At 35.6% G+C, this 23,717-nt stretch carries 23 protein-coding genes; 2 read left to right on the forward strand and 21 right to left on the reverse strand.

The annotated features are described in order from the left end of the window. Nucleotides 1-9: 9 nt before the first annotated feature. The 14 genes from NiCM35_RS18670 to rpsU form a co-directional block, all read right to left on the reverse strand. Complete coding sequence (locus tag NiCM35_RS18670) at nucleotides 10-153, reverse strand: YqzL family protein (RefSeq protein WP_082138270.1); 144 nt, start codon at nucleotides 151-153, stop codon at nucleotides 10-12. Between the two features lie 229 nt (nucleotides 154-382). After that, complete coding sequence (era, locus tag NiCM35_RS18675; protein ID WP_217279781.1) at nucleotides 383-1,297, reverse strand: GTPase Era; 915 nt, start codon at nucleotides 1,295-1,297, stop codon at nucleotides 383-385. Next, nucleotides 1,287-1,688: a cytidine deaminase gene (locus NiCM35_RS18680; protein ID WP_095322359.1), complete on the reverse strand. Its 402-nt coding sequence runs from the start codon at nucleotides 1,686-1,688 to the stop codon at nucleotides 1,287-1,289. The genes era and NiCM35_RS18680 overlap by 11 nt, the downstream gene beginning before the upstream one ends. 416 nt (nucleotides 1,689-2,104) lie before the next feature. Next, complete coding sequence (locus NiCM35_RS18685) at nucleotides 2,105-2,500, reverse strand: diacylglycerol kinase family protein (RefSeq protein ID WP_095333836.1); 396 nt, start codon at nucleotides 2,498-2,500, stop codon at nucleotides 2,105-2,107. Then, a complete protein-coding gene (gene ybeY / locus NiCM35_RS18690; RefSeq protein ID WP_095333835.1) occupies nucleotides 2,478-2,948 on the reverse strand; it encodes an rRNA maturation RNase YbeY in 471 nt (156 codons plus the stop codon). Before ybeY ends, NiCM35_RS18685 begins: the two co-directional genes overlap by 23 nt. A 12-nt stretch (nucleotides 2,949-2,960) precedes the next feature. Next, nucleotides 2,961-5,132 carry an HD family phosphohydrolase gene (locus NiCM35_RS18695; protein WP_095333834.1) on the reverse strand — a complete coding sequence of 724 codons (2,172 nt, stop codon included), beginning with the start codon at nucleotides 5,130-5,132 and terminating at the stop codon, nucleotides 2,961-2,963. A gap of 314 nt (nucleotides 5,133-5,446) precedes the next feature. Further along, nucleotides 5,447-6,412 (reverse strand): PhoH family protein, encoded by a 966-nt coding sequence (locus NiCM35_RS18700; protein WP_095333832.1) that lies wholly within the window; start codon nucleotides 6,410-6,412, stop codon nucleotides 5,447-5,449. Then, nucleotides 6,409-7,602, reverse strand: a complete 1,194-nt coding sequence (gene yqfD / locus NiCM35_RS18705) for a sporulation protein YqfD (protein WP_095333830.1) — start codon at nucleotides 7,600-7,602, stop codon at nucleotides 6,409-6,411. The genes NiCM35_RS18700 and yqfD overlap by 4 nt, the downstream gene beginning before the upstream one ends. Before the next feature lie 14 nt (nucleotides 7,603-7,616). After that, entirely contained in the window at nucleotides 7,617-7,901 is a 285-nt protein-coding gene (gene yqfC, locus NiCM35_RS18710; protein WP_016202973.1) for a sporulation protein YqfC, read from the reverse strand. A 232-nt stretch (nucleotides 7,902-8,133) separates the two neighbouring features. Next, nucleotides 8,134-8,580, reverse strand: coding sequence for a YqfB family membrane protein (locus tag NiCM35_RS18715; RefSeq protein WP_095333828.1), 447 nt, complete (start codon nucleotides 8,578-8,580; stop codon nucleotides 8,134-8,136). A 25-nt stretch (nucleotides 8,581-8,605) separates the two neighbouring features. Then, nucleotides 8,606-9,604 carry a flotillin-like protein FloA gene (gene floA / locus NiCM35_RS18720; protein WP_095333826.1) on the reverse strand — a complete coding sequence of 333 codons (999 nt, stop codon included), beginning with the start codon at nucleotides 9,602-9,604 and terminating at the stop codon, nucleotides 8,606-8,608. Further along, nucleotides 9,604-10,944: an NfeD family protein gene (locus tag NiCM35_RS18725; RefSeq protein WP_095333825.1), complete on the reverse strand. Its 1,341-nt coding sequence runs from the start codon at nucleotides 10,942-10,944 to the stop codon at nucleotides 9,604-9,606. The genes floA and NiCM35_RS18725 overlap by 1 nt, the downstream gene beginning before the upstream one ends. Nucleotides 10,945-11,237: 293 nt before the next feature. Further along, nucleotides 11,238-11,681, reverse strand: coding sequence for a GatB/YqeY domain-containing protein (locus NiCM35_RS18730; protein ID WP_095333823.1), 444 nt, complete (start codon nucleotides 11,679-11,681; stop codon nucleotides 11,238-11,240). A 17-nt stretch (nucleotides 11,682-11,698) separates the two neighbouring features. Further along, the gene (gene rpsU / locus NiCM35_RS18735; RefSeq protein ID WP_003152957.1) at nucleotides 11,699-11,872 is read right to left on the reverse strand and encodes a 30S ribosomal protein S21; all 174 of its coding nucleotides are present in this window, start codon (nucleotides 11,870-11,872) and stop codon (nucleotides 11,699-11,701) included. 327 nt (nucleotides 11,873-12,199) lie between these two features. On the opposite strand from rpsU, the gene NiCM35_RS18740 reads away from it, so the two are divergent. Next, nucleotides 12,200-13,117: a Na/Pi symporter gene (locus tag NiCM35_RS18740; protein ID WP_095333822.1), complete on the forward strand. Its 918-nt coding sequence runs from the start codon at nucleotides 12,200-12,202 to the stop codon at nucleotides 13,115-13,117. Between the two features lie 516 nt (nucleotides 13,118-13,633). Here the strand turns inward: NiCM35_RS18740 and NiCM35_RS18745 are convergent. Both NiCM35_RS18745 and NiCM35_RS18750 read right to left on the reverse strand, forming a co-directional pair. After that, complete coding sequence (locus NiCM35_RS18745) at nucleotides 13,634-15,415, reverse strand: ABC transporter ATP-binding protein (protein ID WP_095334235.1); 1,782 nt, start codon at nucleotides 15,413-15,415, stop codon at nucleotides 13,634-13,636. After that, nucleotides 15,405-17,165, reverse strand: a complete 1,761-nt coding sequence (locus NiCM35_RS18750; RefSeq protein ID WP_433780508.1) for an ABC transporter ATP-binding protein — start codon at nucleotides 17,163-17,165, stop codon at nucleotides 15,405-15,407. Before NiCM35_RS18750 ends, NiCM35_RS18745 begins: the two co-directional genes overlap by 11 nt. Before the next feature lie 476 nt (nucleotides 17,166-17,641). On the opposite strand from NiCM35_RS18750, the gene NiCM35_RS18755 reads away from it, so the two are divergent. Beyond that, nucleotides 17,642-18,427 carry an AraC family transcriptional regulator gene (locus NiCM35_RS18755; RefSeq protein ID WP_095334239.1) on the forward strand — a complete coding sequence of 262 codons (786 nt, stop codon included), beginning with the start codon at nucleotides 17,642-17,644 and terminating at the stop codon, nucleotides 18,425-18,427. Nucleotides 18,428-18,506: 79 nt separating this feature from the next. Here NiCM35_RS18755 and deoC read toward each other — a convergent pair whose 3' ends face one another. From deoC to dnaJ, 5 genes are all read right to left on the reverse strand, one after another. Then, nucleotides 18,507-19,172 carry a deoxyribose-phosphate aldolase gene (gene deoC, locus NiCM35_RS18760; protein ID WP_217279777.1) on the reverse strand — a complete coding sequence of 222 codons (666 nt, stop codon included), beginning with the start codon at nucleotides 19,170-19,172 and terminating at the stop codon, nucleotides 18,507-18,509. 133 nt (nucleotides 19,173-19,305) lie between these two features. Next, nucleotides 19,306-20,658 carry a tRNA (N(6)-L-threonylcarbamoyladenosine(37)-C(2))-methylthiotransferase MtaB gene (mtaB, locus tag NiCM35_RS18765; protein WP_095334243.1) on the reverse strand — a complete coding sequence of 451 codons (1,353 nt, stop codon included), beginning with the start codon at nucleotides 20,656-20,658 and terminating at the stop codon, nucleotides 19,306-19,308. Between the two features lie 5 nt (nucleotides 20,659-20,663). Then, entirely contained in the window at nucleotides 20,664-21,407 is a 744-nt protein-coding gene (locus NiCM35_RS18770; RefSeq protein WP_095334245.1) for a 16S rRNA (uracil(1498)-N(3))-methyltransferase, read from the reverse strand. A gap of 118 nt (nucleotides 21,408-21,525) precedes the next feature. Beyond that, nucleotides 21,526-22,467 (reverse strand): 50S ribosomal protein L11 methyltransferase, encoded by a 942-nt coding sequence (gene prmA / locus NiCM35_RS18775; RefSeq protein WP_095334247.1) that lies wholly within the window; start codon nucleotides 22,465-22,467, stop codon nucleotides 21,526-21,528. 20 nt (nucleotides 22,468-22,487) lie between these two features. Next, nucleotides 22,488-23,612: a molecular chaperone DnaJ gene (gene dnaJ / locus NiCM35_RS18780; RefSeq protein WP_047941309.1), complete on the reverse strand. Its 1,125-nt coding sequence runs from the start codon at nucleotides 23,610-23,612 to the stop codon at nucleotides 22,488-22,490. Nucleotides 23,613-23,717 lie beyond the last annotated feature (105 nt).

Below are 23,717 nucleotides of genomic sequence, written 5' to 3' on the forward strand. Positions count from 1 at the left end.
AGGACAGTACTATGAAATGGGATAATCGAGTTCCGCTAGTTCCTCTTCTTGCATTCCTGGTATTTCATGATTATGCTTTTCTAATTCTTTAAAGAGTAGATAAGTATCAATGTTACCTGTTTGGGAAAAAACTTTCCAGGTAAAGTCTAACATGTAAAACCCCACCTTTCGATTTTTAACTAGCTGTTTACAACCTTAATCTTATCATAGCCTGTCTTTATAAAATCATGAGACGAAAATATTGCTAATTGATTGCATGTATAATTTTCAAATAACCGAATGCCTTCTTGTTTAATACGTTTTCCTATTGCTGAAATAAAGGAGACAACAGGATTTCCTTCTTTTTCTTATGGTAGCCTTTATAGCTGTTCCGTTCTAATTATTAATATTCGTCTTCTCTAAACCCAAAATCACGCAATTGTGTCATTTTATTGCGCCAATCTTTTTGTACTTTCACCCATAATTCCAAATAGACTTTATTTCCAAGAAGATTTTCAATATCCGTTCTTGCTCTTTTTCCGATTTCTTTCAGCATACTACCTTGTTTACCGATAATTATCCCTTTTTGAGAATCTCGTTCAACGATAATAGTGGCCATTACGTTAATAACATCGTTTGATTTTCTCTCCATCTTCTCAATTACTACTGCGAGGGAGTGAGGAATTTCCTCTCTTGTTAGGTGCAGTGCTTTTTCCCTTATTAACTCAGAAACAATAAAGCGTTCAGGATGGTCTGTCACTTGATCAGCTGGATAAAATTGCGGTCCTTCTGGTAAATACTTTTTGATTTGTGTTAATAATGTTTCGACATTATTTCCTTCTAGAGCAGAGATTGGAACAATTTCTTTAAACGGATACTTCTCTTTATATGATTCAATAATGGCAAATAATTGATCTGGGTGAATCGTATCAATTTTATTAATCACTAAAAATATTGGTGTTTTTACAGACTGAAATTTCTCAAGAATGAATTCTTCCCCTTTACCAAAGCCTTCTTCAGCGTTAACCATAAAAAGGATTAGATCCACTTCTTTCAGTGTGTTCTGCGCTACCTTCATCATAAAATCGCCAAGTCTATGTTTCGGTTTATGAATTCCAGGTGTATCAATGAAAATAAGCTGTGCATCATCTGTTGTAAGTACACCTTGAACTTTATTTCTTGTAGTCTGTGGCTTATCGCTCATAATCGCAATCTTTTGCCCTATTACACGGTTCAAAAATGTTGATTTTCCAACATTAGGTCTTCCTATAATGGAGATAAATCCTGATTTGTGTTCTGTTTGATTATTAATGTTCATTTAAATCCTCCGGTGAAAATGCTCCTGGCAATAACTCTGCCACAGTTAATGTTTGTACGTCGCCTTTTAAATTCGTTAATATTACTTCCATGTCTTTTGGACAAAGTTCAGAAATCACTTGTCTGCAAGCACCACATGGAGAAATTGGTCCCTCTGTATCTGCCACAACAACAAGCTTCTTGAAAGTAGTATCACCTTCTGAGACAGCTTTAAACAATGCCGTTCGTTCTGCACAATTCGTCATACTGTACGCTGCGTTTTCAATGTTACACCCGCGATAAACGACACCCTTTTCCGAAAGCAGAGCTGCTCCTACCTTAAATTTTGAATAAGGTACATACGCTTTCTCACGTGCAAGCTTTGCTTCTTCCATTAGAAGTTCCTTTTTCATACAAATCCCTCTTTTCTTAAAGCAGCTTTTCATGCTATTTCAAGTCCACTTTTGGCTATATCACAAGCCGAAAAGGTTCTTGCTTAGCCAAATACTTTCCCCTTTAGCGCTAAGATTTATTTTAAAATAACTTTTCATTTTAGTGAGTATCTCTTTTTAGTAAGCCCTATTCTCGCCTTACCCATTATTTTAAAGAATAAATGGAACGTTTTCAAACTTCAGTAACACTTAATCTTATGTAAAATGTACTGTCTTAAAATTATATACTAATTTGGAAGCACAATAAAGAGAAAGAAGTAGGGAGTGATTAATGAACGTATAAAACCCCCAAAATAAAAAACTACCTTTTAAAAATTAAATCTTAAACAAATAATTATTTGTCTAAAATTTAATTTTTATCAGATAGCTTTTATTCTCTAACCTGTTATAGCGCTCCATATTTTCGGGATAAAGATGATTCCGCCAATCACAATCGAAAGAATTGCTGCGATAAAAACAGCACCAGCAGCTATGTCCTTTGCCTCTTTTGCCAATGGATGATATTCACTAGTAACAAGATCCACCACACGTTCTATTGCCGTATTTATCAGTTCTAGGCTAATTACTAATCCAATACAAAACGCAATAAACATCCATTCCTGTTTGGACAAATCATTTAAAAGGCCCAATATAATAACAAGAATGGTAATAACCAAATGAATCTTTACATTTCTTTCTTGTTTAATAGCAGTTAATATTCCCAATATCGCTAAACGGAAGGAGGATAATTGACTGTTCTTTCGAATTCTTTTATCTTTGTAATCCGAACTCATCTAAAATATCCTTTTGAAGAGTAAACATCACTTTTTCATCTTCTTCTGTCATATGGTCATATCCTAGTAAGTGCAAGAAGCCATGAACAGATAAAAACCCAAGTTCTCTCATATAAGAATGACCATAATCATTAGCCTGTTCCTCCGCTTTATCGATAGAAATGACAATATCTCCTAACATTCTAGGAAGTCCCTCTCCAACCAATTCCATTTCGCCTTCTCCTAATTCCTCCAGCGCAAAAGAAATAACATCTGTCGGTTGATCCTTTTCTCTATATTCTTTATTTATTTGTTGAATTTGTTCATTATGAACGAAGGTAATGGAAAGCTCAATTTCTCCTTGGAGATTTAGTTTTTCGGCTGCAAATTGTAAGACTTCCTCGATTTTCGCAATTTCACTTTCCTTCACCTTTTCGGTTTCATCAATAAAATCAATTTCTAAATTCATATTCGACTTCCTTTACTTTTTCATTTCTGGATATTCGATTCGCGAATGAAAAATCCCTTTTAACGTTTCACTTAATGTATTTCGAACAATATCTAATTCCTTTAATGTTAAATCACATTCATCCAATTGTCCATCTTGCAAACGGTCAGAAATAATATTCTTAATTAATGAGTCAATTTGCTCGGTGGTTGGTGCATTTAAACTTCTTACAGCAGCTTCTACACTATCCGCAATTCCTATAATTGCTACCTCACGCGTTTGAGCTTTTGGGCCTGGATAACGGTAATCACTTTCTTTTACCTCTCCCCCTTTTTCCTTTGCCTTAAAATAAAAATATTTTAAGAGAGAGGTTCCATGATGCTGTTCGGCAATATCGACGATTTCCTTCGGTAATTTATATTTTCTTAATAACTCAGCTCCATCTGTTGCATGGGCAATAATGATATTTTTACTAGCCTGTGGGGGAATACGGTCGTGTGGATTTCCCATATTCATTTGATTTTCAATAAAAAAATGTGGCCTTTTTGTTTTCCCGATATCATGATAATAACAACCAACTCTTGCCAATAAACCATTGGCGCCAATCGCTTCACATGCTGATTCCGCTAAATTGGCAACCATTACACTATGATGATACGTACCAGGTGCCTCTGTTAAGATTTTACGTAATAATGGATGGTTAGGATTGGAGAGCTCAATTAACTTAATGGTAGAAAGCACCCCAAACCCGGTTTCAAGGAAAGGTAAGAAACCGATTGTTAAAACAGCTGAACTTATTCCGGAAATAACGGCCAGTAAAAGGAATACACCGTATTCTTTTGCACCATAATGTCCGTTTTGCAAATATAAAATCGCTAATATCGTAACAATATTTATGAAAGAAATAAAGAATCCTGCATAAAGAATATTGGTCCGCTGATTTCTTTTATTTAAAAATAAAATACTGGCTAAACCACTAGTAATAATATATATACCCATTCCTACATTAAAAGTTCCAGCAACACCTTCATTAAACATAATCATTCCACAAACCGCAAGCATAATCGTTACTAATAAAGCAGATTTTTCTTCCATTAATATCTTAATTAACATAACCGCCATAGCAGCTGGAAATATATAGCCAATCTCTGTGTATTCAAACTGTTGGAAGGCGCTTATTGTTTTCATTAATACAATCGTTACACTAATTATAAGAAAGAACATTAAATAGAACTGGATATTATTCTCCTTCTCCTTCGATGTTCTTTTAAGTGTATAAAAATAAAGTGCCGCTAGCATCGCCAGGATGATTAAACCTAAACCGATAAATGGCTGAATGGAATTATCGCTGTCTAATAATCCAACAAGTTCAAGCTGTCTATGTATCTCTCTACTTATCAGTTGGCCTTCTTCCACAAGAACTTGGCCTTGAAGTACTCTTATCGGTTCCACACCATCAACAGCTTGCTGACGCATCTCTTCTGTTGCAGTAGGATCGTAAAATTCATTTTGAATGATTGCAAATCTACCTAAATCGATACTTGCACTCTTTAAATCAGATGTTAAACCATCGTTTACCTTTAAGATATCCTCCACTCTTTTTTTGGCATTTTCCACCTCATCTGAAGGAATCTTTCCATTCATTACTGTATGTATAGCTGTAACCGTAATATCTTTTGCGATTTCTAACTGATCTTCCGAATAAGGAATAAGAGATTTTAAAGAGCGGTCCATAATTTCATTCGTTACTTCATTTGTCAGCTTACCTTTTAGTAATTCAAGCTTCTCATCAACGGACGGCTCTTTTATTGATTCTTTATTCTTCTCTTCCTCTTCTGCTTTCTTTCTTTTTTCTTCCAGTTGTTTCTCAACGTCATTATTTACCTCTGTTACAGAATCAAATATAGAAGATATTAAATCCACACGATTCTGGGCAATTTCTTTATTAACCACATAGACATCCTGTACTTGATTTTTTGCTTCTTCCTTCTTTTTCTCTGTACTTTCTTTATCTTCCACCGTTATGGGCGACCTAATAGTTTGATCCGCTACAGAAAATAACTGTACATTTAATTTTTCCGGCTTTACGTTTCCATAGAGTGTAAAGAATAAAATGACACCAAGTAAAACAAAGAGAATTATTTTAAAAAAGGTAATATTCATTAGTTTTATTAAGTTATTACGCATTCTCTGCCAAACGTTCATATTTACCTCCTATTTCAAAAAATAGGTTCACTTGCTTATTCTATCATCTTAAACCTATTTTTTAATCCTTAACCTATCTAGATGTAAATTCTCCTTCTAAAAGCTGATTCAAACACTTATTACTTTCCTCAATAGATAAGTAAAACCACTATTAATTAAAAAGAAAAAAATCTGATGATATGTAAAATGATAACAGTTTTTTCGATCGTTTTCATCCTTTTTCGAATATTTCATGTATCTTGAATGTATCCAATATAGAAAGAAGGACAATATCGTAAGTTTGAATAAACTTACGATATTGTCCTTCTTTTCTTTTACATAACTTGCTTTCCATATGCATGAATAATTTTTCCGACTAATGGATGTCTCACTACATCGCTTTCTTCTAAATGAACAAAACCAATCCCATTTACATTTTGCAGAATTTGTTCTGCAACTACTAAACCTGATTTAACGCCCTTTGGCAGATCTATTTGTGTTTTATCACCTGTAATTACCATTTTGGATCCAAAACCAAGTCTTGTTAAAAACATTTTCATTTGTGCATGGGTTGTATTCTGTGCTTCATCTAATATAACAAAAGCATCATCCAATGTTCTCCCGCGCATATAGGCAAGTGGAGCTACTTCAATTGTATTCCTTTCAATCAAACGAGCAGTATGCTCCATACCAAGCACATCATGCAATGCATCATATAACGGTCGTAAATAAGGATCTACTTTTTCTTTTAAATCTCCTGGCAAAAAACCTAAACTTTCCCCCGCTTCCACTGCAGGTCTTGTTAAAATAATTCTATTTACTTTCCCGCTCTTTAAAGCATTTACCGCCATCACAACGGCTAAATACGTCTTACCTGTTCCTGCGGGACCAATCCCAAAAACTAGATCATTTCTTCTAATCGTGCGTATATACTCGCTTTGGCCGATCGTTTTTACTCTAATTGATTTTCCTTTAATCGTTTTCGCTATTTCTTCATCGTATAGTGACCCAAAATATTCAAGCGTTCCTTTCTTTGCCAAAGAGATCGCATACACCACATCTCGTTGACTGATGGAAACACCCTTTCGGATTACTTGTAAAAGTTTATCAACAATATCCCCAACGAGCTCTATTGAATCAGGATTCTCAGAAGAAACAAGCAGCGTTTCTCCTCTCGTTACGATGTTACAATCTAATTCTTTTTCAAGCACTTGCAGATTGCTATCTCCATTACCAAGTAAAGCAATTGCTTCGTTTGGATCTTTCAACTTTACATTCATCGTTTTTAAATCTTCTGTCATTCTGTATCTCCTTGAGTTAGAGGTTGTGCTTTCGCAATGTTTTCTATTGTTGTAAAAGCTATATTTAATTTAACTTTACCATTCTTTATATCTTGTTGTAAAATTTTTTCCTCCTTAATTTTCCCATCTTCACCAATTCGTTTCATAATATCCTTTCTAGCATCCTCCTTCCCTTTCTCGATAGCTTCCTTCTCACTATATCCTCTTGTTACAATCTCTTTTTCCCGATATGTTTTATTTACAATCTTAATTGGTAATTCCCATTTAAAAAACTTAACGTTTGACTCATTCTCCTCTTCCTCATATTCCTTATACTCTATTTTGCCAAACCCCCATACAGGAATACTCCACTTACCAAGCTTCATATAAATTTTTTGCTTTTCCGCTCCATTAAATACTTGGAAAGTAGTTTTCAAAGGAACAGTCACTTCTGTCGTATACCACACTTCTCCCCATACTTTCCCTTTAGCAGATACGCTTTTCGCATGATCTTCATTCCCTATTTTGCCTGCAACTAACAATTGTCCTTTTCTCACAACCTCATTGATGGCATATCGTTTTGTACCAGATTCCACAAAATCTGTTACAATTGTCGCTTTCTTCGTCGCTATTAAATTTTGCGGACCAGCTTCTTTCTTTTTCTTCGGCTCGTTTTTTTCAACCACCTGAAAATGATAAGTTGTCCCTTTTAACTCCACACCAATCCATGTAATTGCATCAATATTATTCGTTAATTCCGCTTGGATTTCATCTAATTCCTTTGCAAAAAACTGTGATTTACCAATTTTTATGTCCATCTTATCCAGCTGCTTACGAATTTGATATTCAGTCGCCGGATTCGCTCCCTTGATTTCTATTCCCCAGACCATATTGGATAAAGTAAGAACTAGTCCTAAAAAAAGGAATAACCCGAGCACAAAACCGCTGTTTTTCCACATTCTTTTATATAGAAACGGAGCTCCAGCTCGGCGCTGAAACTCTATTTTTATACCGCTCCCTCTAACTAAATGACGAAGAGAATGGATATTCTTTAGACTAATCTGAAAGGTTACAGCTTGCGGTCCGTGCTTCTTTACGTTCCAAACAGACATACCATTTTTTAATAACTTATTTAAAAACCTTTCTAAACCTTTGCCTGTTGCTTTCACTGTAATAATCCCTGTTAAATATTCTATCCAATGATTTTTCATAATTTCCTCCCAAATCATTCATTTATGTATAAAACTTGATCTATTTTCCCTTCTAATAATATTTCTTCTGGTAAAATTGTCTTTATAACAAACCCTTTTCCTTTAATCAACAGCTGCCCTTGTTTTAAAAGCAATCGCAATTCTTTATCTGAAAAGGTTATTAACCCTCGGTGGTTCTCTACATAAATATGTATTTGTCCGATCATTGTGATTCTAGGTAAGTCCATCATGACATCTTGAGGAAGTTCTAAATTTTTTATCATCCAGTTCCGCAAGTTGTGTCCCCATTTTTTAGCCATAAAAAAAGAACCCCCTTTCCTCTCTTTTATGAGATTCTCTGGATAGACAGTACGCTTTCTTACACTTACTATCATCATATTCACGGAGTCCTACATTATGCTAAGAAAAACTTTTACATCGCGCATTCGCGGACATTTTCTTCAAATTATCCTTTTATACAAAAAAGAGCTATTATCTAGCAAGTCAATTCTCCAAAGAGAAATAACACTCGATAATAACTCTCTATTGTTTTTATTTTCTATTTGTTACTCTGTGTTGCATTGAAGCTCGATGTGGATTTCTTGAACGAGGCGATGCTAATACTTCCGAAAATACTACTGCCTGAACAATATTATCCTTTGTAAATAAGCCTTCAGACTCTTTAGGAAATTGGTTCTTATTTAAAGTTGGTCCTGAAACGACTCTATTTCGTTGTTTTTCCATCATTTTAATCTTCTTTTGTAAACTTGCATTTTCCCTTTGCAGCCTTTCCAGCTCAGAAAGCGGCTTTTCCTCCTGAACCACTTTTTTGGGCCTTACAGGGGCAGTCATGACTTGTCGTTCTCTCTCCACTTCTGCATTTACTTGTTTTGGCACCTGTGGTCTCTTTGGTTTGGGCACCTGCTTTTTTTTACTATTATCAAAAACAGAAGAGAAGAGAAAAACTACAACCGCAATTATAATTGGAAGGATTTCCAAATCTTTTCCCTCCCTTTCTTAAAGTTTACTCATCATCTTTATTTTTCTGGTCATCTGTTAATTTACCGATAGAGCCTCTCATTTCTGTATCAGCCGTGATATTTTGTAAATTCATATAGTCCATTACTCCCATATTCCCTGAACGCAACGCATCAGACATAGCCATAGGAACTTCCGCTTCTGCTTCGACAACTTTCGCACGCATTTCTTGAACTTTTGCTTTCATCTCTTGTTCTTGGGCAACAGCCATCGCTCTACGCTCTTCTGCTTTTGCTTGAGCAATTTTCTTATCTGCTTCTGCTTGCTCTGTTTGTAATTCAGCGCCAATGTTTTTACCGATATCTACATCTGCAATATCAATCGATAGAATTTCAAAAGCTGTACCAGCATCCAACCCTTTAGATAAAACGGTTTGAGAAATCATATCTGGATTTTCTAATACTTTTTTATGATTATCAGAAGAACCAATTGTCGAAACAATACCTTCCCCAACTCTGGCTACAATCGTTTCTTCACCAGCTCCACCTACTAGTCTTTCAATATTAGCACGAACAGTAATTCTTGCTTTCGCTTTTACTTCAATACCGTCCATTGCAACACCAGCGATAAAAGGTGTTTCAATTACCTTTGGATTAACACTCATTTGTACGGCTTCTAATACATCACGCCCTGCTAAATCAATTGCAGCACATCTTTCAAATGTTAGCTCAATATTAGCACGATGGGCAGCAATCAAAGCATTTACGACCCTATCAACATTACCACCGGCAAGATAATGACTTTCTAATTGGTTGATTGTTACATTTAATCCCGCTTTATGGGCTTTAATCAACGGATTTACAACGCGACTTGGTATAACCCTTCTTAAACGCATCCCTACTAATGTAAAAATGCTAATTCTCACTCCGGCAGCTAAAGCAGAAATCCAGAGCATTACTGGCACAAACGTTAATAGCACCCCTAATAAAATAATTGCCAATACTACAACAATAATCCAAAATATTTCAAATCCGCCTACTAGCATTACTCATCCTCCTTTTGTATATCTATCGTTAGTATTTCCCTTACAACAATTCTTGAACCTTCTGCTTTTACTACTTTTACTTTCTTACCTTTATCAATAAAACTACCATCACTCACGACATCGATTCTTTCATCCTCAATAAGTATGACTCCGGCAGGACGTAAGGCAGTTAAGGTAACGCCTGTTTTCTCCACCAAATCATTGCGGTTCTGATTAGAAACATACCCACTTTCTGTATTGGTTGAGTCTGTTAATATGATTTTTTTAAAGAATTTCATTTTTCTACCAAACACCTTTACTAATAAGATAGATGCTATAATCGAAACTCCTATTGCGATTGCAAGGCTTATCCCTATGACCGCAATATCTCCACTTGCAAGAAACATGCTTGCAATGACAGCAACAATCCCTATTGCTCCAGCTATTCCACCGACGACAAAGAATTCCAGTATAATTAAAAGGATTCCAATCACAAAGAGAATGAGACTTTCGTATCCTGCAAGTCCTGCAACTAAATGACCATAGAAAAAGAGCAATAAAGCAGATATTCCCGCTATTCCCGGCAGTCCAAATCCAGGTGAATATAATTCGATGATTAACCCGAGACTCCCAATTGATAATAAAATAGGAATGATAATAGGATTTGTTACAAACCTTGCCATTTTCTCTGCAAAGCTTTCATCAACTTTTTCTATCTTTGCATTCTGTAACCCTAAATGATTTAGCACATCATCTAAACTATTTACTGTACCATTGGAATAATTTATCTCTTTTGCTTCAGATGAAGTTAAAGTTAAAAACTTGCCAGCTTCCTTCATACCTGGAATAGAAATAGATTTATCTGCCATCGCCATTGCATAAAGTGGATCTCTCCCTGTTTTTTCTGCTGCCCCTTTCATGGCAGAGATCCAGTAAGATTGAGCTTTTTCCTCTGCTGCATTCCCTTGTCCGTCTATCACGCCAGAGGATCCTATTCTTCCTCCCTCCACCATGTAGATCTCATCGGTATTTAATGCAATATAGGAACCAGCGGAAATGGCATCTTGGTTAATAAAAGTAACCGTTTTTATGTCGGTTTCTGCAATTCTCTTTCCTATTTCAATAGCAGCCGACACATCTCCGCCAGGTGTATGCATATCAAAGACTATCGCACTAGCCTGATTTTCTTCTGCTTCGGTAATTGCCCGATCTATAAACTGACTTAACCCTTTTTCAACCGTATCCTTTATTGGCACTACATATACTTTTTCTTCATTATTAGCGTAAATGATACTAGGAATGAAGGATAGAAAAAAAATAAAAAGAAGAGGAATCATCCATATTTTCTTTTGTCTTCTCAAATTCTCCCTCCTTTCCTAAATGGTAATAGAAAAATGTTATGGCTATGTATACGTTTAACTAAATAAAAAGTTTCATTTTTTAAAAATTTTATTTAGTTAATGATTTTTATCGTTAAATCGAGAAAAACAAAGGATAAGATATGGCCCTACCGAAGGAAAGCAACAGAGTTACTTTTTTAATAAAATCATCTATTTTTATTATATGTTATATTAGAAATAGATAAAACAAAAAATCTATTAACTATGTAAAAAGGCTGCAGATATAATCCGCAGCCTTTAAAACATAAACTTATTTATGAAAGGTGTTGTTGTACAAGTTTATTTACTAGTGAACCGTCTGCTTTTCCTTTAACTTTAGGCATTAAAGCAGCCATCACTTTTCCCATTTCTTTCTTTGAAGAAGCTCCAGTATCAACGATTGCTTGTTTCACAATCTCTGCTAACTCCTCTTCTGAAAGTTGTTCTGGCATATATATTTCAACATGTTTTAACTCCGCACGTATTTTGTCAACAAGATCTTCACGACCTGCTTTCTCAAACTCATGGAGGGAGTCTTTGCGTTGTTTTACTTCGCGAGAAAGGACAGATAACTCGTCTTCTTCAGAAAGATCTCTACCAAGCTTAATACTTTCATTCTGAATGGCAGCCTTAATCATTCGAATTACAACTAGTTTATCTTTTTCTTTGTTTTTCATCGCTTGCTTCATATCATTATTTAAGCGTTCGAGAAGACTCAATTTTGCTACACCCTCTCTTAGAACTTACGTTTTCTTGCTGCTTCTGATTTTTTCTTACGTTTCACACTTGGTTTCTCGTAGAATTCGCGCTTTCTAGCTTCCTGCAAAGTACCAGTTTTTGATACTGAACGTTTGAAGCGACGAAGAGCATCTTCAAGCGATTCGTTTTTACGAACGACGGTTTTAGACATTCTCTTTCCCTCCCTCCGAACACAACACACTAACATCAACATGGTTTCCATGTACCTTGACATTATAATATATCAAAGTTACAAGGTCAACTGTATTTGACCTAGTTAGACAAATTGTTTTAAAAAAACGTAAAAAAAAGGTGTTTTATATAAGGAATTAGCCTTTTTCTCCCTCCAATCCCTTCTCTTTTTGTATTTTTCCCTCTATCCATTTTTTTAAACACTCTGTCCTCTAGTATAAGTGCCAGGTTTGTCCTTATTAATTAGTTAAAAATGACATGTCCGCCTTCTTTATTTCATATAGTTCTGATAAGGAGGAAGTCTAGAATGATTTATCTTATACTTTTTATTATACTTATTCTTTTATTTATTTATGGGATGACCCTTTTACGGACAGGTTTATTTAATTTATCTTCTCAATCACTAAAAAACTCGCTCGAAAAATTGACAGATAAGCCATGGAAGGGGTTACTTGTTTCTATTATTATTACAGCACTTCTTCAAAGCAGCGCTGCCGTTATGGTTTTAACGATTGGACTAATTTCAGCACGAGTCTTAACCTTTCCTCAATCTATCGGGATTATTTTAGGAACAAATATCGGCACCACATTCACAACTGAATTTATTACTTTTAACATGAATAATTATCTGCTGCCACTTGCCATCCTAGGTGTGCTCTTGATTATCATTAACAAATATCAATTAAGAAGTATCGGCTTCATTTTATTCGGTATTTCCATTGTCTTTACAACCATGCGAGGCTTTAAATATTTCGCTGGAATGATGGAACATCATCCTGCATTAAATTCCTTTTTCCTTTCATTAGCAGACCGTCCTTTCATCGCCCTTATAGTTGGCATTATTATAACTGCCCTAATCCAATCAAGTACAGCGACAATTGGGATTATAATGGGCTTTTTATCAGCAGGATTGCTTCCAATTGAAATTGCTATAGCCATTATGTTGGGGTCTAATATTGGTTCCTGTATAACTTCTTTTTTAGCCTCAATAGGCACAGAAAAAAGTGCAAAACTCTGTGCTTATGCCCATATTTGGTTAAATATTGGAGGGGTCATTTTGTTTTATCCATTTATCAATGATTTAGCTGCTATTGTCAAAAATATGACAGCAGAAATGGATGTTCAATTAGCTCATGCAAGCCTATTATTTAATGTTCTGTCCTCGCTCCTAGTTCTACCCTTTGCCGAGCGCTTTGGCAAATTGATTATGCGATTACACAGCTGATGGATTATAGTGAAATGCTAAAAAGAGAGTGGGACATAAGTATTTCAACTAAATCTAACCCCGAACAATTATACGTACACATTAAAAAAAATTCGTATAATTGTTTGTGTTTTTTATTATTTTAAGAAAGAAGGTATGTGGTAATCACCCGCAGCCTGAATACACTTCGCTTTCCATGGGGCGAGCGCCAAACCTCCTCGTTCCTGCGGGGTCTTGGACTTTCTCGCAGCTCCCATAGGAGTCTCCGTGTATTCAGGCTGCTCCATTTAGTTTCTTTTGAAAAAAATGTTGGAACGAAATACTCTTTAAAAACGGAGTGAAATGGAGTGGAAGACACTCAACTCCTGCGGGAAATAGAGCAAAGCCTAAGACCCCACAGGCTTGCCGAGGAGGCTTAGGTTGCTCCCCGCGGAAAGGGAGTGTCTGTAACGCAATGGAACAAATTGGATTCACCACTAAATTAGAGATTGTTCGTCTTTATCCATTATTTATTTTGCTTTGTCCCTCCCTCCTTTTTTACATAACCTTCAATAAATCATATTGTGATTGATATAAATGATAATATAATCCTTTTTGTGCCATTAACTCATCATGGGTGCCTTTTTCTGCAACTCTCCCACCATCCACATAAAATATTTGACTACTATTTTTAATTGTTGATAGACGGTGGGCAATAATGAAGGATGTCCTTCCTTTTAACAATTCAGTAATTCCTTCTTGGAGAAGTTCTTCCGTCTTTGTATCAATGCTGCTGGTTGCTTCATCTAATATCAATATTTTGGGATTTGCTAAGAGAGCTCTTGCGAAAGATATTAACTGTCTTTGCCCCGCTGATAAAGTACTACCTCTTTCTTCTACCACAGTATGGTATCCATCCTTTAAATCTTTTATAAAGTCATGTGCTCTAACAATTTTAGCTGCGGTAATCACTTCTTCTTCTGTTGCATCTAGCTTTCCATAGCGAATATTATCTAGAACGGTTCCAGAAAATACAAAGGTATCTTGAAGCATCACACCCATTTGCGACCGTAAAGATTTTAATGTTACATCTCTTACATCAACCCCATCAATTTTGACACTGCCTTCATTTACATCATAAAACCTACTTAACAAATTTATAATAGTAGATTTACCTGCACCTGTGGGGCCGACTAATGCGATACTCTGACCTGCATTTATATGAAAACTGACATCACTAAGTATGTTTTTCCCTTCTTCATAACGGAAGGTAACTCGTTCAAAGGTGACATTCCCTTTAATCGCTGGCATTGGGATTGCTTTTGGCTGATCCTTAATATCTGGTTCAACATCCAGAGTTTCAAAAATACGTTCCAAATAAGCAGAAGCAGTGATAAGCGCATTATAGAAGTTCCCCATATTAATAACTGGGTTCCAGAAATTATTGACATAGCCAATAAACGCTACAAGTGTACCTGTACTAACATCTACCCCAATTTGCCGTATTCCTACGAAGTAAATTAAGCTTGTTGTTAAAACAGAGATATTTTGAACACCTGGCCATAGAAGAAACTGGATTGAAACTGCCTTAAGCCAGGATGTTCGCGTTTCATTGCTTACTTCATCAAAAATTTCAAAATTCTCTTCTTCCCTTGCAAAGGATTGCGTAATTTTTATGCCGGCAATACTTTCATGAATATAGGCATTCATATTGGACTGTTTATTGCTTAACACTTGATACGCTTTTCTCTGCATATTTTTGATTACCCATACTAAGACTCCTAAAATCGGCAGCAGTGCTAAACTATATAATGTTAGTTTTGCGTCGATGGCAAACATAAACATTAACGTTATAATGACACTGATGATATCAGAGATCAGGTTTATCAGCCCATTACTTAATAGATCACTTAATGTATTAATATAATTAACGACTCTGATTAAGATTTTCCCATGAGGGCGATTATCAAAATAGGAAAAGGGCAGCTTCTGTAAGTGCTGAAAAATATCTAAACGCATATCCTTTAGAATATTTTGACCAATCTGCGTAATCCATTGAATGCGATACCGCATACATATACCAATTACAAATAGAGAAAGAACAAATAAAATACTAATCCCGATTAATAATGGAATATTTTTATCTGGGATAATTTCATCAATTGCTATTTTTGTAAAAAACGGACCGAGCATTCCTGCCACGTTGGCTGTTAAGATGATTAGCAATGTAATAAACAATGCCTTCTTATAAGGTTTAATATAAGCACCAATTCGTTTATAGTGACTCCAGTTAAATTCGGTCTCTAATTCTTCGTCGACATTAAACTTATTACGGGCCAATGGCTGCTCCTCCTTCTTCCTGCTCTACTAATCCTAATTGTCTTCTATACACATCGTAATACATCCCTTTTTTCGCCACAAGCTCTGTATGTGTCCCTTGTTCTTTCACTTCCCCTTTGTCAAGAACTAAAATAAAGTCCGCATCCCTTACAGATGAAATACGGTGTGCAATAATGAAGGTTGTTTTATCTTGTGTCAATTGATTTAATTCCTTTTGGATTTTACTTTCTGTTTCCATATCTACAGCAGATGTTGTATCATCTAATATCAAGATAGATGGATCCTTCGCTAACGCTCTTGCTAAGGAGATTCTTTGCTTTTGACCACCAGATAATCCCACCCCGCGCTCGCCTACGATTGTATCGTACCCTTCCGGCATTTTAACGATAAAGTTATGGGCATCGGCAATCGCAGCCACACGCTGTATTTGCTCCATGTTTAAATATGGTTTTCCAAAGGAAATATTTTCTTCAATTGTATTTGAAAATAAAAAAATGTCTTGCATAACCATCGAAATTTGATCACGAAGCTTCCTCACTGGCCATTCTTTTGCATTTATTTGATCAATTAATACTTCTCCTTCTGTTGGATCATAGAATCTTGCAATTAAATTAACAAGCGTTGATTTACCAGATCCGGTTTCCCCTAAAATCCCAACAGTTTGCCCCGGTCGGACGGTAAAGGAAACATTTTTTAAGATAGGGGTTTCAGGGTCGTCGGAAAACGCAAAAGAGACATCTTTAAATGTTACATATCCAGCAATTTGCTTGCCTTTCTTTTTGTCTTCTACCATAATTTGTGGTTCCGTTATTAATAAATTTCTAATTTTTACACAAGATGCATTAAATCGCTGTACATCATTTATCAACCATCCACTCATGCGCATTGGCATATTTAAAAGCCACATAAATCCGTTAAATGCAACCAAGTCACCTATGGACATATTCCCCTGTATAACAAATAAGCCACCTAATAATAAAGTAATGACAGCTAATACTCCGGCAAATCCGTCCAGCCATGGCAAATACTTTTTAGAAACATTAGCAGAATCAAGATTACGTTTTCGATAGTCATCATTAAAATGATTAAATTTTTCGATTTCATACTCTTCCCGAGAAAATGCCTTAACTACTCGGTTGCCGCTAATATTTTCTTCCACCATGGAATTTAGTCTGGAAAAACTTTCACGGATTTCTAGAAACACTGGATGAGCTGCTTTGGACATTTTTTGTGTAAAAATAAAGATAAACGGTGTAACAGCAAGTAATGCTAACGTTAATTTCCAGTCGATGTTCATCATTACGATAATGGCAACGACAAACCAGATAACACATTCAGCAATATTATAGCAGACCCATGAAACAAAATGGCGTATAGCGTCCATATCACCAGTCATTCTCGCCATAATATCACCTACTCTATTATGATTAAAAAAGTCAAAATCAAGCTCTTGAAGCTTTTTATACATATCTTGCCTAATATCAAACTGTGCGTCTTGACCAACATATTCATATAACATTTGATAGATGTAACGAGTAACAGTTCTGATCAGTGTCGCTCCTATCATTGCTAGTAAAATAGGTACTAAGAGTTGGACTTGATTATTCTCAATGACTTCATCAATTAATCTTCCGCTTAAAATAGGAATAATCACTACAAAGAAAGAATTTGCTATTAAAATCAAGGATGCAACAATTACTTTTTTCTTATTCTTCTTTACGTAACTCCAAATCCATTGGTAATTATTCAATAGGAATCTACACGCTTTCTTTTTTTAATTTGTTTACTTCCAAAATAATATTTCAAAAGATAGCTAAATATACTTATAAATAAATTTTCCGAAGAGGAGATTTTTCCTTCTCCTTAACTATGGGTAATCGCCTTTAATAGGCTTGGTAAAATTTTTTCACTAAGTAAAATCAATAATATCTCTTAAAACATGTAAAGGTGTGTATACAAAATTTATAATCATTTTTACTTTCTCTCCCATCCTCGGCGCTGTTCTCCAATTATTACAAACAGGCAGCAAATGACTTAATCATAATCCTCCTTTTTAGCCATGAATAAACGCAATAAATGGGAACGTTACCATTTTATAATGTTATGCGATAAGAAATGAGAAAACCTTTTCTTATCACAGATTAATTTTAGTCACGAAGGTTTGACGTAACTAGTACTTAAATTGTATAATTATGGACAAAATTTGACTTGAAAGGAGTACATTGAATGTTATACTATCAATCAAATTATTTTGGACAAAATGGAGATTTTGATCGTATATCAGCATTCAATCCTACCAACCTGCCTCATTTTCACCGCAGCTTGGAGCTGGTGATGGTTGATAAAGGCACACTGGAGCTTACCATACAAGATAAATCTTATACTCTCCACGAAGGAGAAAACGCTCTCATTCTTTCGAATCAAATACATAGTTTACAAAGCAATCAGAAAAACCACGCCTGGATTTATGTTTTTTCTCCAGAATTGGTTAATCAATTTTATCAGCTTAGTAAAAACAAAGATTTAATTCATCCAATATTTCAGTTACAGGCTGCCACAAGAGAGATGATAAAGGAGATATTCTCCAACAATAATAGTTCGATGTTTGCCAAAAAAGGGGTTCTGTACTTAATTTGTGCGGAATTGCTAAATCAAACATCTTTCAAAGAGGAAACAAGGAGAGATGATTATTTATTACATGATTTACTGAACTATATCCAAAATCATTTTACCGAGGAGCTTTCCTTAAAGGATTTATCACAAAAATTTGGATACGATTATTCCTACCTATCAAGATTTTTCACGAAAATACTGCATATACCATTTGTTGATTTTGTGAATGGGCATCGTGTAACCTTGGCCTCTCAATTATTAAAAACAACGGATAGTAAAATTACCGAAATTGCCGATATGGTTGGCTATCGAAACATTCGCAGCTTTAATCGAAACTTCGAAAAAATCATGAACACTACCCCAACTAATTATCGAAAAATTTATATGGAAAGTTATTAATGACACAGCAGCGATAGATTGACAAAAAAATCCTTAGAAAACAAATAATTGTTTTCTAAGGATTTTTTAAAAGGATATATTAATAATCACTATTGCTTGTCAAACCATTCACAATTGCAACTCCAGAGCTTGCTCCGATTCTAGTAGCCCCAGCAGCAATCATTTTCTCCGTGTCTTCACTGCTGCGTACACCTCCAGAAGCTTTCACACCTATATCTGGTCCAACTGTTTTTCTCATTAATGTTATGTCCTCAACTGTTGCTCCGCCTGTTGAAAATCCTGTTGATGTTTTTACAAAGTCAGCTCCTGCTTCTACTGCTAATTTACAAGCAATTTCTTTTTCCTCATTTGTTAGGAGACTAGTTTCAATAATCACTTTCGATAAGGCTTTACCTTTTGCCGCATCCACAACCGCTTTAATATCTTCTTTGACTAAATCAAAATTTTTATCCTTTAAAGCGCCAATATTAATAACCATATCTACTTCTGTTGCCCCATTTTTAATGGCATCTTCTGTTTCAAATGCTTTTGTTGCTGAAGTAGATGCTCCTAAAGGGAAACCGATCACTGTACATACCTTTACTTCTGTACCATTAAGCAATTCACTTGCAGCTTTAACCCATGTTGGATTTACGCAGACAGAAGCAAATTTGTATTGCTTAGCTTCTTCACAAAGAGTCACAATTTGTTCTTTCGTTGCATCAGCTTTTAATAAAGTGTGATCAATCATTTTTGCAATGTTCATTAAGATTCTCCTTTGGTATATGTACTAATTAAAGATATATGCCAAGCTCTTTGAACAAACAAAGAGCTTCCACATTTAATGTTATTAAAATTAATTTTATAAAACAAAAAGGAACAGTTGTAGCTAGCTTAACTTAAGAAACAATCGCAGCTTGATCTTCTACTTCCTCTAAAACCCGGACAAATTGTCCTTCATTTACAGGGTAGCCAGCTTTCGTTATTTTGACTTTCACAATTTTCCCAACCATTTCTTCTGTTGCTGGGAAAACTACTTTTAAATAGTTGTCTGTATATCCAACATAAAGCTTTCCATTGCCATCTTCTTTGTAGACTTCCTCTGGAATAACTTCCACTACCTCGCCTTCATAGTTAGACGCATATTCCTTTGCTAATTGATCAGAAAGCGAAATTAAACGATGGACTCGTTCGTTCTTTACATCTTCCTCAATTTGATTATCCATTCGCGCAGCAGGAGTTCCTGTTCGTTTTGAATATGGAAACACATGCAATTCAGAGAATTTATGCTCTTTAATAAAATTATAAGTTTCCATAAACTCTTCTTCTGTCTCTCCTGGGAAACCAACTATTACATCAGAGGTAATGGCCAACCCTGGCAAGGCTTCTTTTAATCTTGTAATTCTTTCAGCAAAGAATTCCATCGTATATTTTCTTCTCATTCTTTTTAAAACAGTATCTGATCCAGATTGAATCGGGATGTGAAGATGATTTACTATTATTTTTGATTTATCTAAGACTTCAATCACTTCATCTGTTATTTGGCTTGCTTCGATAGAAGAAATACGAAGGCGTTTTAGTCCCTTCACCTGGGATTCTAAATCACGCAGTAAATTAGCTAAGTTATAATCCTTCATATCTGAGCCATATCCACCTGTATGAATTCCTGTTAATACAATTTCTTTATAGCCAGCATTCACTAATTGCTGCGCTTGCTTAATAACCTCTTGCGGGTCTCTTGAGCGCATCAATCCCCGTGCCCATGGAATAATACAGAATGTACAAAAATTATTGCATCCTTCTTGGATTTTTAAGGAAGCTCTTGTTCTATCCGTAAAAGCAGGTACATCCATTTCTTCGTACACACGATTTTTCATGATGTTTCCAACAGCATTTATTGGTTGTCTTTCTTCTTTATACTGCGTAATATACTCTAGCATTTTCACGCGATCCTGTGTACCAACTACAATATCAACTCCAGGAATAGCCATTATTTCTGCTGGAGAAGTTTGGGCATAACACCCTGTAACACAAATAACTGCATCAGGATTTTTACGAACTGCACGACGAATTACTTGGCGGCTCTTTTTATCCCCTGTATTTGTAACGGTACATGTATTAATAACATATACATCAGATATATTTTCATATTCTACACGTTCATAGCCTTGTTGTTTAAACAACTGCCAGATCGCTTCTGTTTCATAATGGTTTACTTTACATCCTAAAGTGTGAAAAGCAACTGTTGGCATTTTTATCACTCCATCAATTCAAAATGATAAGATACAGTAGACAATAGGTATAATGGGGCAGTCTCTGTTCTTAATATTCTTGGACCAAGTCCGCATGTCATAAAACCATGCTCTTTTAATAATGCTACTTCAGATTCAGTCAGGCCACCTTCTGGGCCGAATACAGCAAGGATAGATTGTCCTTTTGTCATCGATTGCAAGCTTTTCGTTAACACGGACGATTCGCCTTCTCTTGCCTCTTCTTCATAGGCTATTAATTTTACATTATAACCTTCTGAAAGTTTTATCAACTCTTTTATACTAATTGGAGAACTTACTTCTGGTATCATGGTTCGATGGGATTGTTCTGCTGCTTCTTTTGCAATTTTATTCCAGCGAACTAATTTTTTTCCACCCTTTTTCTCATCCCATTTAACGACAGAGCGAGCTGCGATAAAAGGGATAAACTTAAAAGCACCTAATTCTGTTCCTTTTTGGATAATCCATTCCAGCTTATCCCCTTTTGGCAGTCCGCTCACAATAGAAACAGAAACAGGTAATTCTATTTCTCCTTCTAACCATTGTACCACTTTTGCAATGACTTCGTTTTCGGAAATTTTTTCTATTCTGCACCGTGCTGCCTGCTGAAGACTGTTGACACAATATATTTCATCGTCAATATCCATTCGCATCACACGTACAATATGATGATAATCATCCTCTTGAATAAAAAATGTATCCTCTTCGTTTTTAGCAAAATAACGCTGCAATCGAATACCTACTTTCCTTTAAGCAATAGAGAAGGAAGAATCGTAAGACGAAACTTCCTTTTTCCTTTAGAATATACGCTTACTCTTATAGCTTGTTGCTATGAAAGATTTTCTTCCATTAACTCTTTTTCTGAGCCGTAATGCTTACCCAATCTTCCATTTGTACTGTTTCTATTATTTCTAGGCCTGATGCGATAATAGCATCCTTTACTTCTTCTTTTTTCTGAAGAATGATGCCAGAAGCAATAAAGTATCCATCTTTTTGAAGTAAACGATAAACATCATCTGTAAAACGAACAATTACCTCTGCCAAAATATTTGCGACAATTACCTCTGCCTGCTCCTCTATACCATTTAAAAGATTATTTTGACGGACAGATGTTTTCTCATGAACCTTGTTCAATTTAATATTTAATTTAGCAGAACGGACAGCCACTTCATCCAAGTCTAAAGCAAGCACAGATTTAGCTCCCAGCATGGCTGCTGCAATACTTAGTACACCAGAACCTGTACCAACATCGATAACCATATCGCCTTTTTTTACTATTCTTTCCAAAGCTTGGATACATAATACAGTTGTCGGATGCGTTCCTGTTCCGAAAGCCATCCCTGGATCCAATTCGATGATTAATTCATCCGTATGGACCGGTGTATAATCCTCCCAAGTAGGCACAATCGTAAATTTCTCGGATATTTTAACAGGATGATAGTATTTCTTCCAAGCTGTTGCCCATTCTTCTTCATTTACTTCCATAATGGAAACTTTATTTAATCCAATATCAATATTAAACAGTACTAAATTATTGATATTTTCTTTAATCGCCTCTACTGTTTCACCAAGAAAACTATTGATTGGTAAATACGCTTTAACTAGAACGCCTTCTTCTGGATAATCATCAGGATTTAGTTGGTAGATTTCGCCGAATTGGTCTTCTCTTTCTTTAATTAATTCAAAGGGATCTTCAATAACTACCCCACTAGCACCTGCTTCATGCAAAATATTTGAAATAGGTTCAATCGCTTCATTTGTTGTATGAATTGTGATTTCTGACCATTTCATTTCTACCAACTCCTTTTTGATTATTCACCTTTAAATGCTTTTTTTACCTTAGAGAAAAAACTGTCCTCTTCTTCTCCACGAGGAGTATCTCCAGATACTTCAGCAAATTCCTGTAATAGTTGTTTTTGTTTATCAGATAATTTTGTAGGTGTAATTAAGCGAATGATTACATGCTGGTCACCTTGGCCATATCCACGTACATTTGGAATCCCTTTGCCTTTAAGGCGGAATTTTGTTCCAGTCTGTGTTCCCGCAGGTACTTTCAATTTCACTTTGCCATGAATAGTAGGTACTTCCACTTCATCACCTAGTGCAGCCTGAACAAAAGTAATCGGCATTTCACAGTATACATCTTCTCCATCACGCTCGAAGAAGTCATGTCTTCTTATGTGGAACACAACATATAAATCACCTGCTGGCCCGCCGTTTATGCCAGGCTCTCCTTGCCCAGAGACTCTTAATTGTTGACCATCATCGATACCTGCTGGAATTTTAACACTAATTTTGCGACGTTTTTTCACTTTTCCAGTTCCGCCACAAGTTGAACATTTATGCTTAATCTCTTTACCAGTTCCATTACAGTAATTACATGTTCTTCTATTCACAATACGTCCGAATGGTGTATTTTGCTCCACATTCAATTGTCCAGTACCACTACAATGCTTACATGTAACTGGCTTAGTCCCTGGTTTTGCTCCCGTGCCATTACATGTTTCACAATTTTCTTCTCTTGGTATTTCAATTTCCGTTTCTTTCCCAAATGCTGCTTCTTCAAATGATAGTGTCATCGTATATTGTAAATCAGCCCCTTGACGCGGAGCATTCGGATCTCTTCTTCTTGATCCTCCACCACCAAAGAAAGTGCTGAAGATATCTTCAAAACCACCGAAACCACCGAAGTCTCCGCCGCCGCCGAAGCCTTGATTAGGATCTGTATGTCCAAACTGATCATAGTGCGCTCTTTTTTGATCGTCACTCAGTACTTCATAGGCCTCTTTCACTTCTTTAAACTTTTCATTTGCATCTGCTTCTTTATTAATATCTGGATGATACTTTTTTGAAAGCTTACGATACGCTTTTTTTATTTCATCCTTAGAAGCCCCTTTACTGACTCCAAGGACTTCATAGTAATCCCGTTTATCCATAATTGATTACCACTCCCCGATTCTTTTCACATAGATGCTATTGTATCATTTTGCTTTTCTAAAGTACAATAGTTTATTGCTATCTTTCCTAATTATCGCTTAAAA

The sequence above is a fragment of the Niallia sp. M35 genome (assembly GCF_050971705.1).
GTDB lineage: Bacteria > Bacillota > Bacilli > Bacillales > Cytobacillaceae > Niallia > Niallia circulans_A.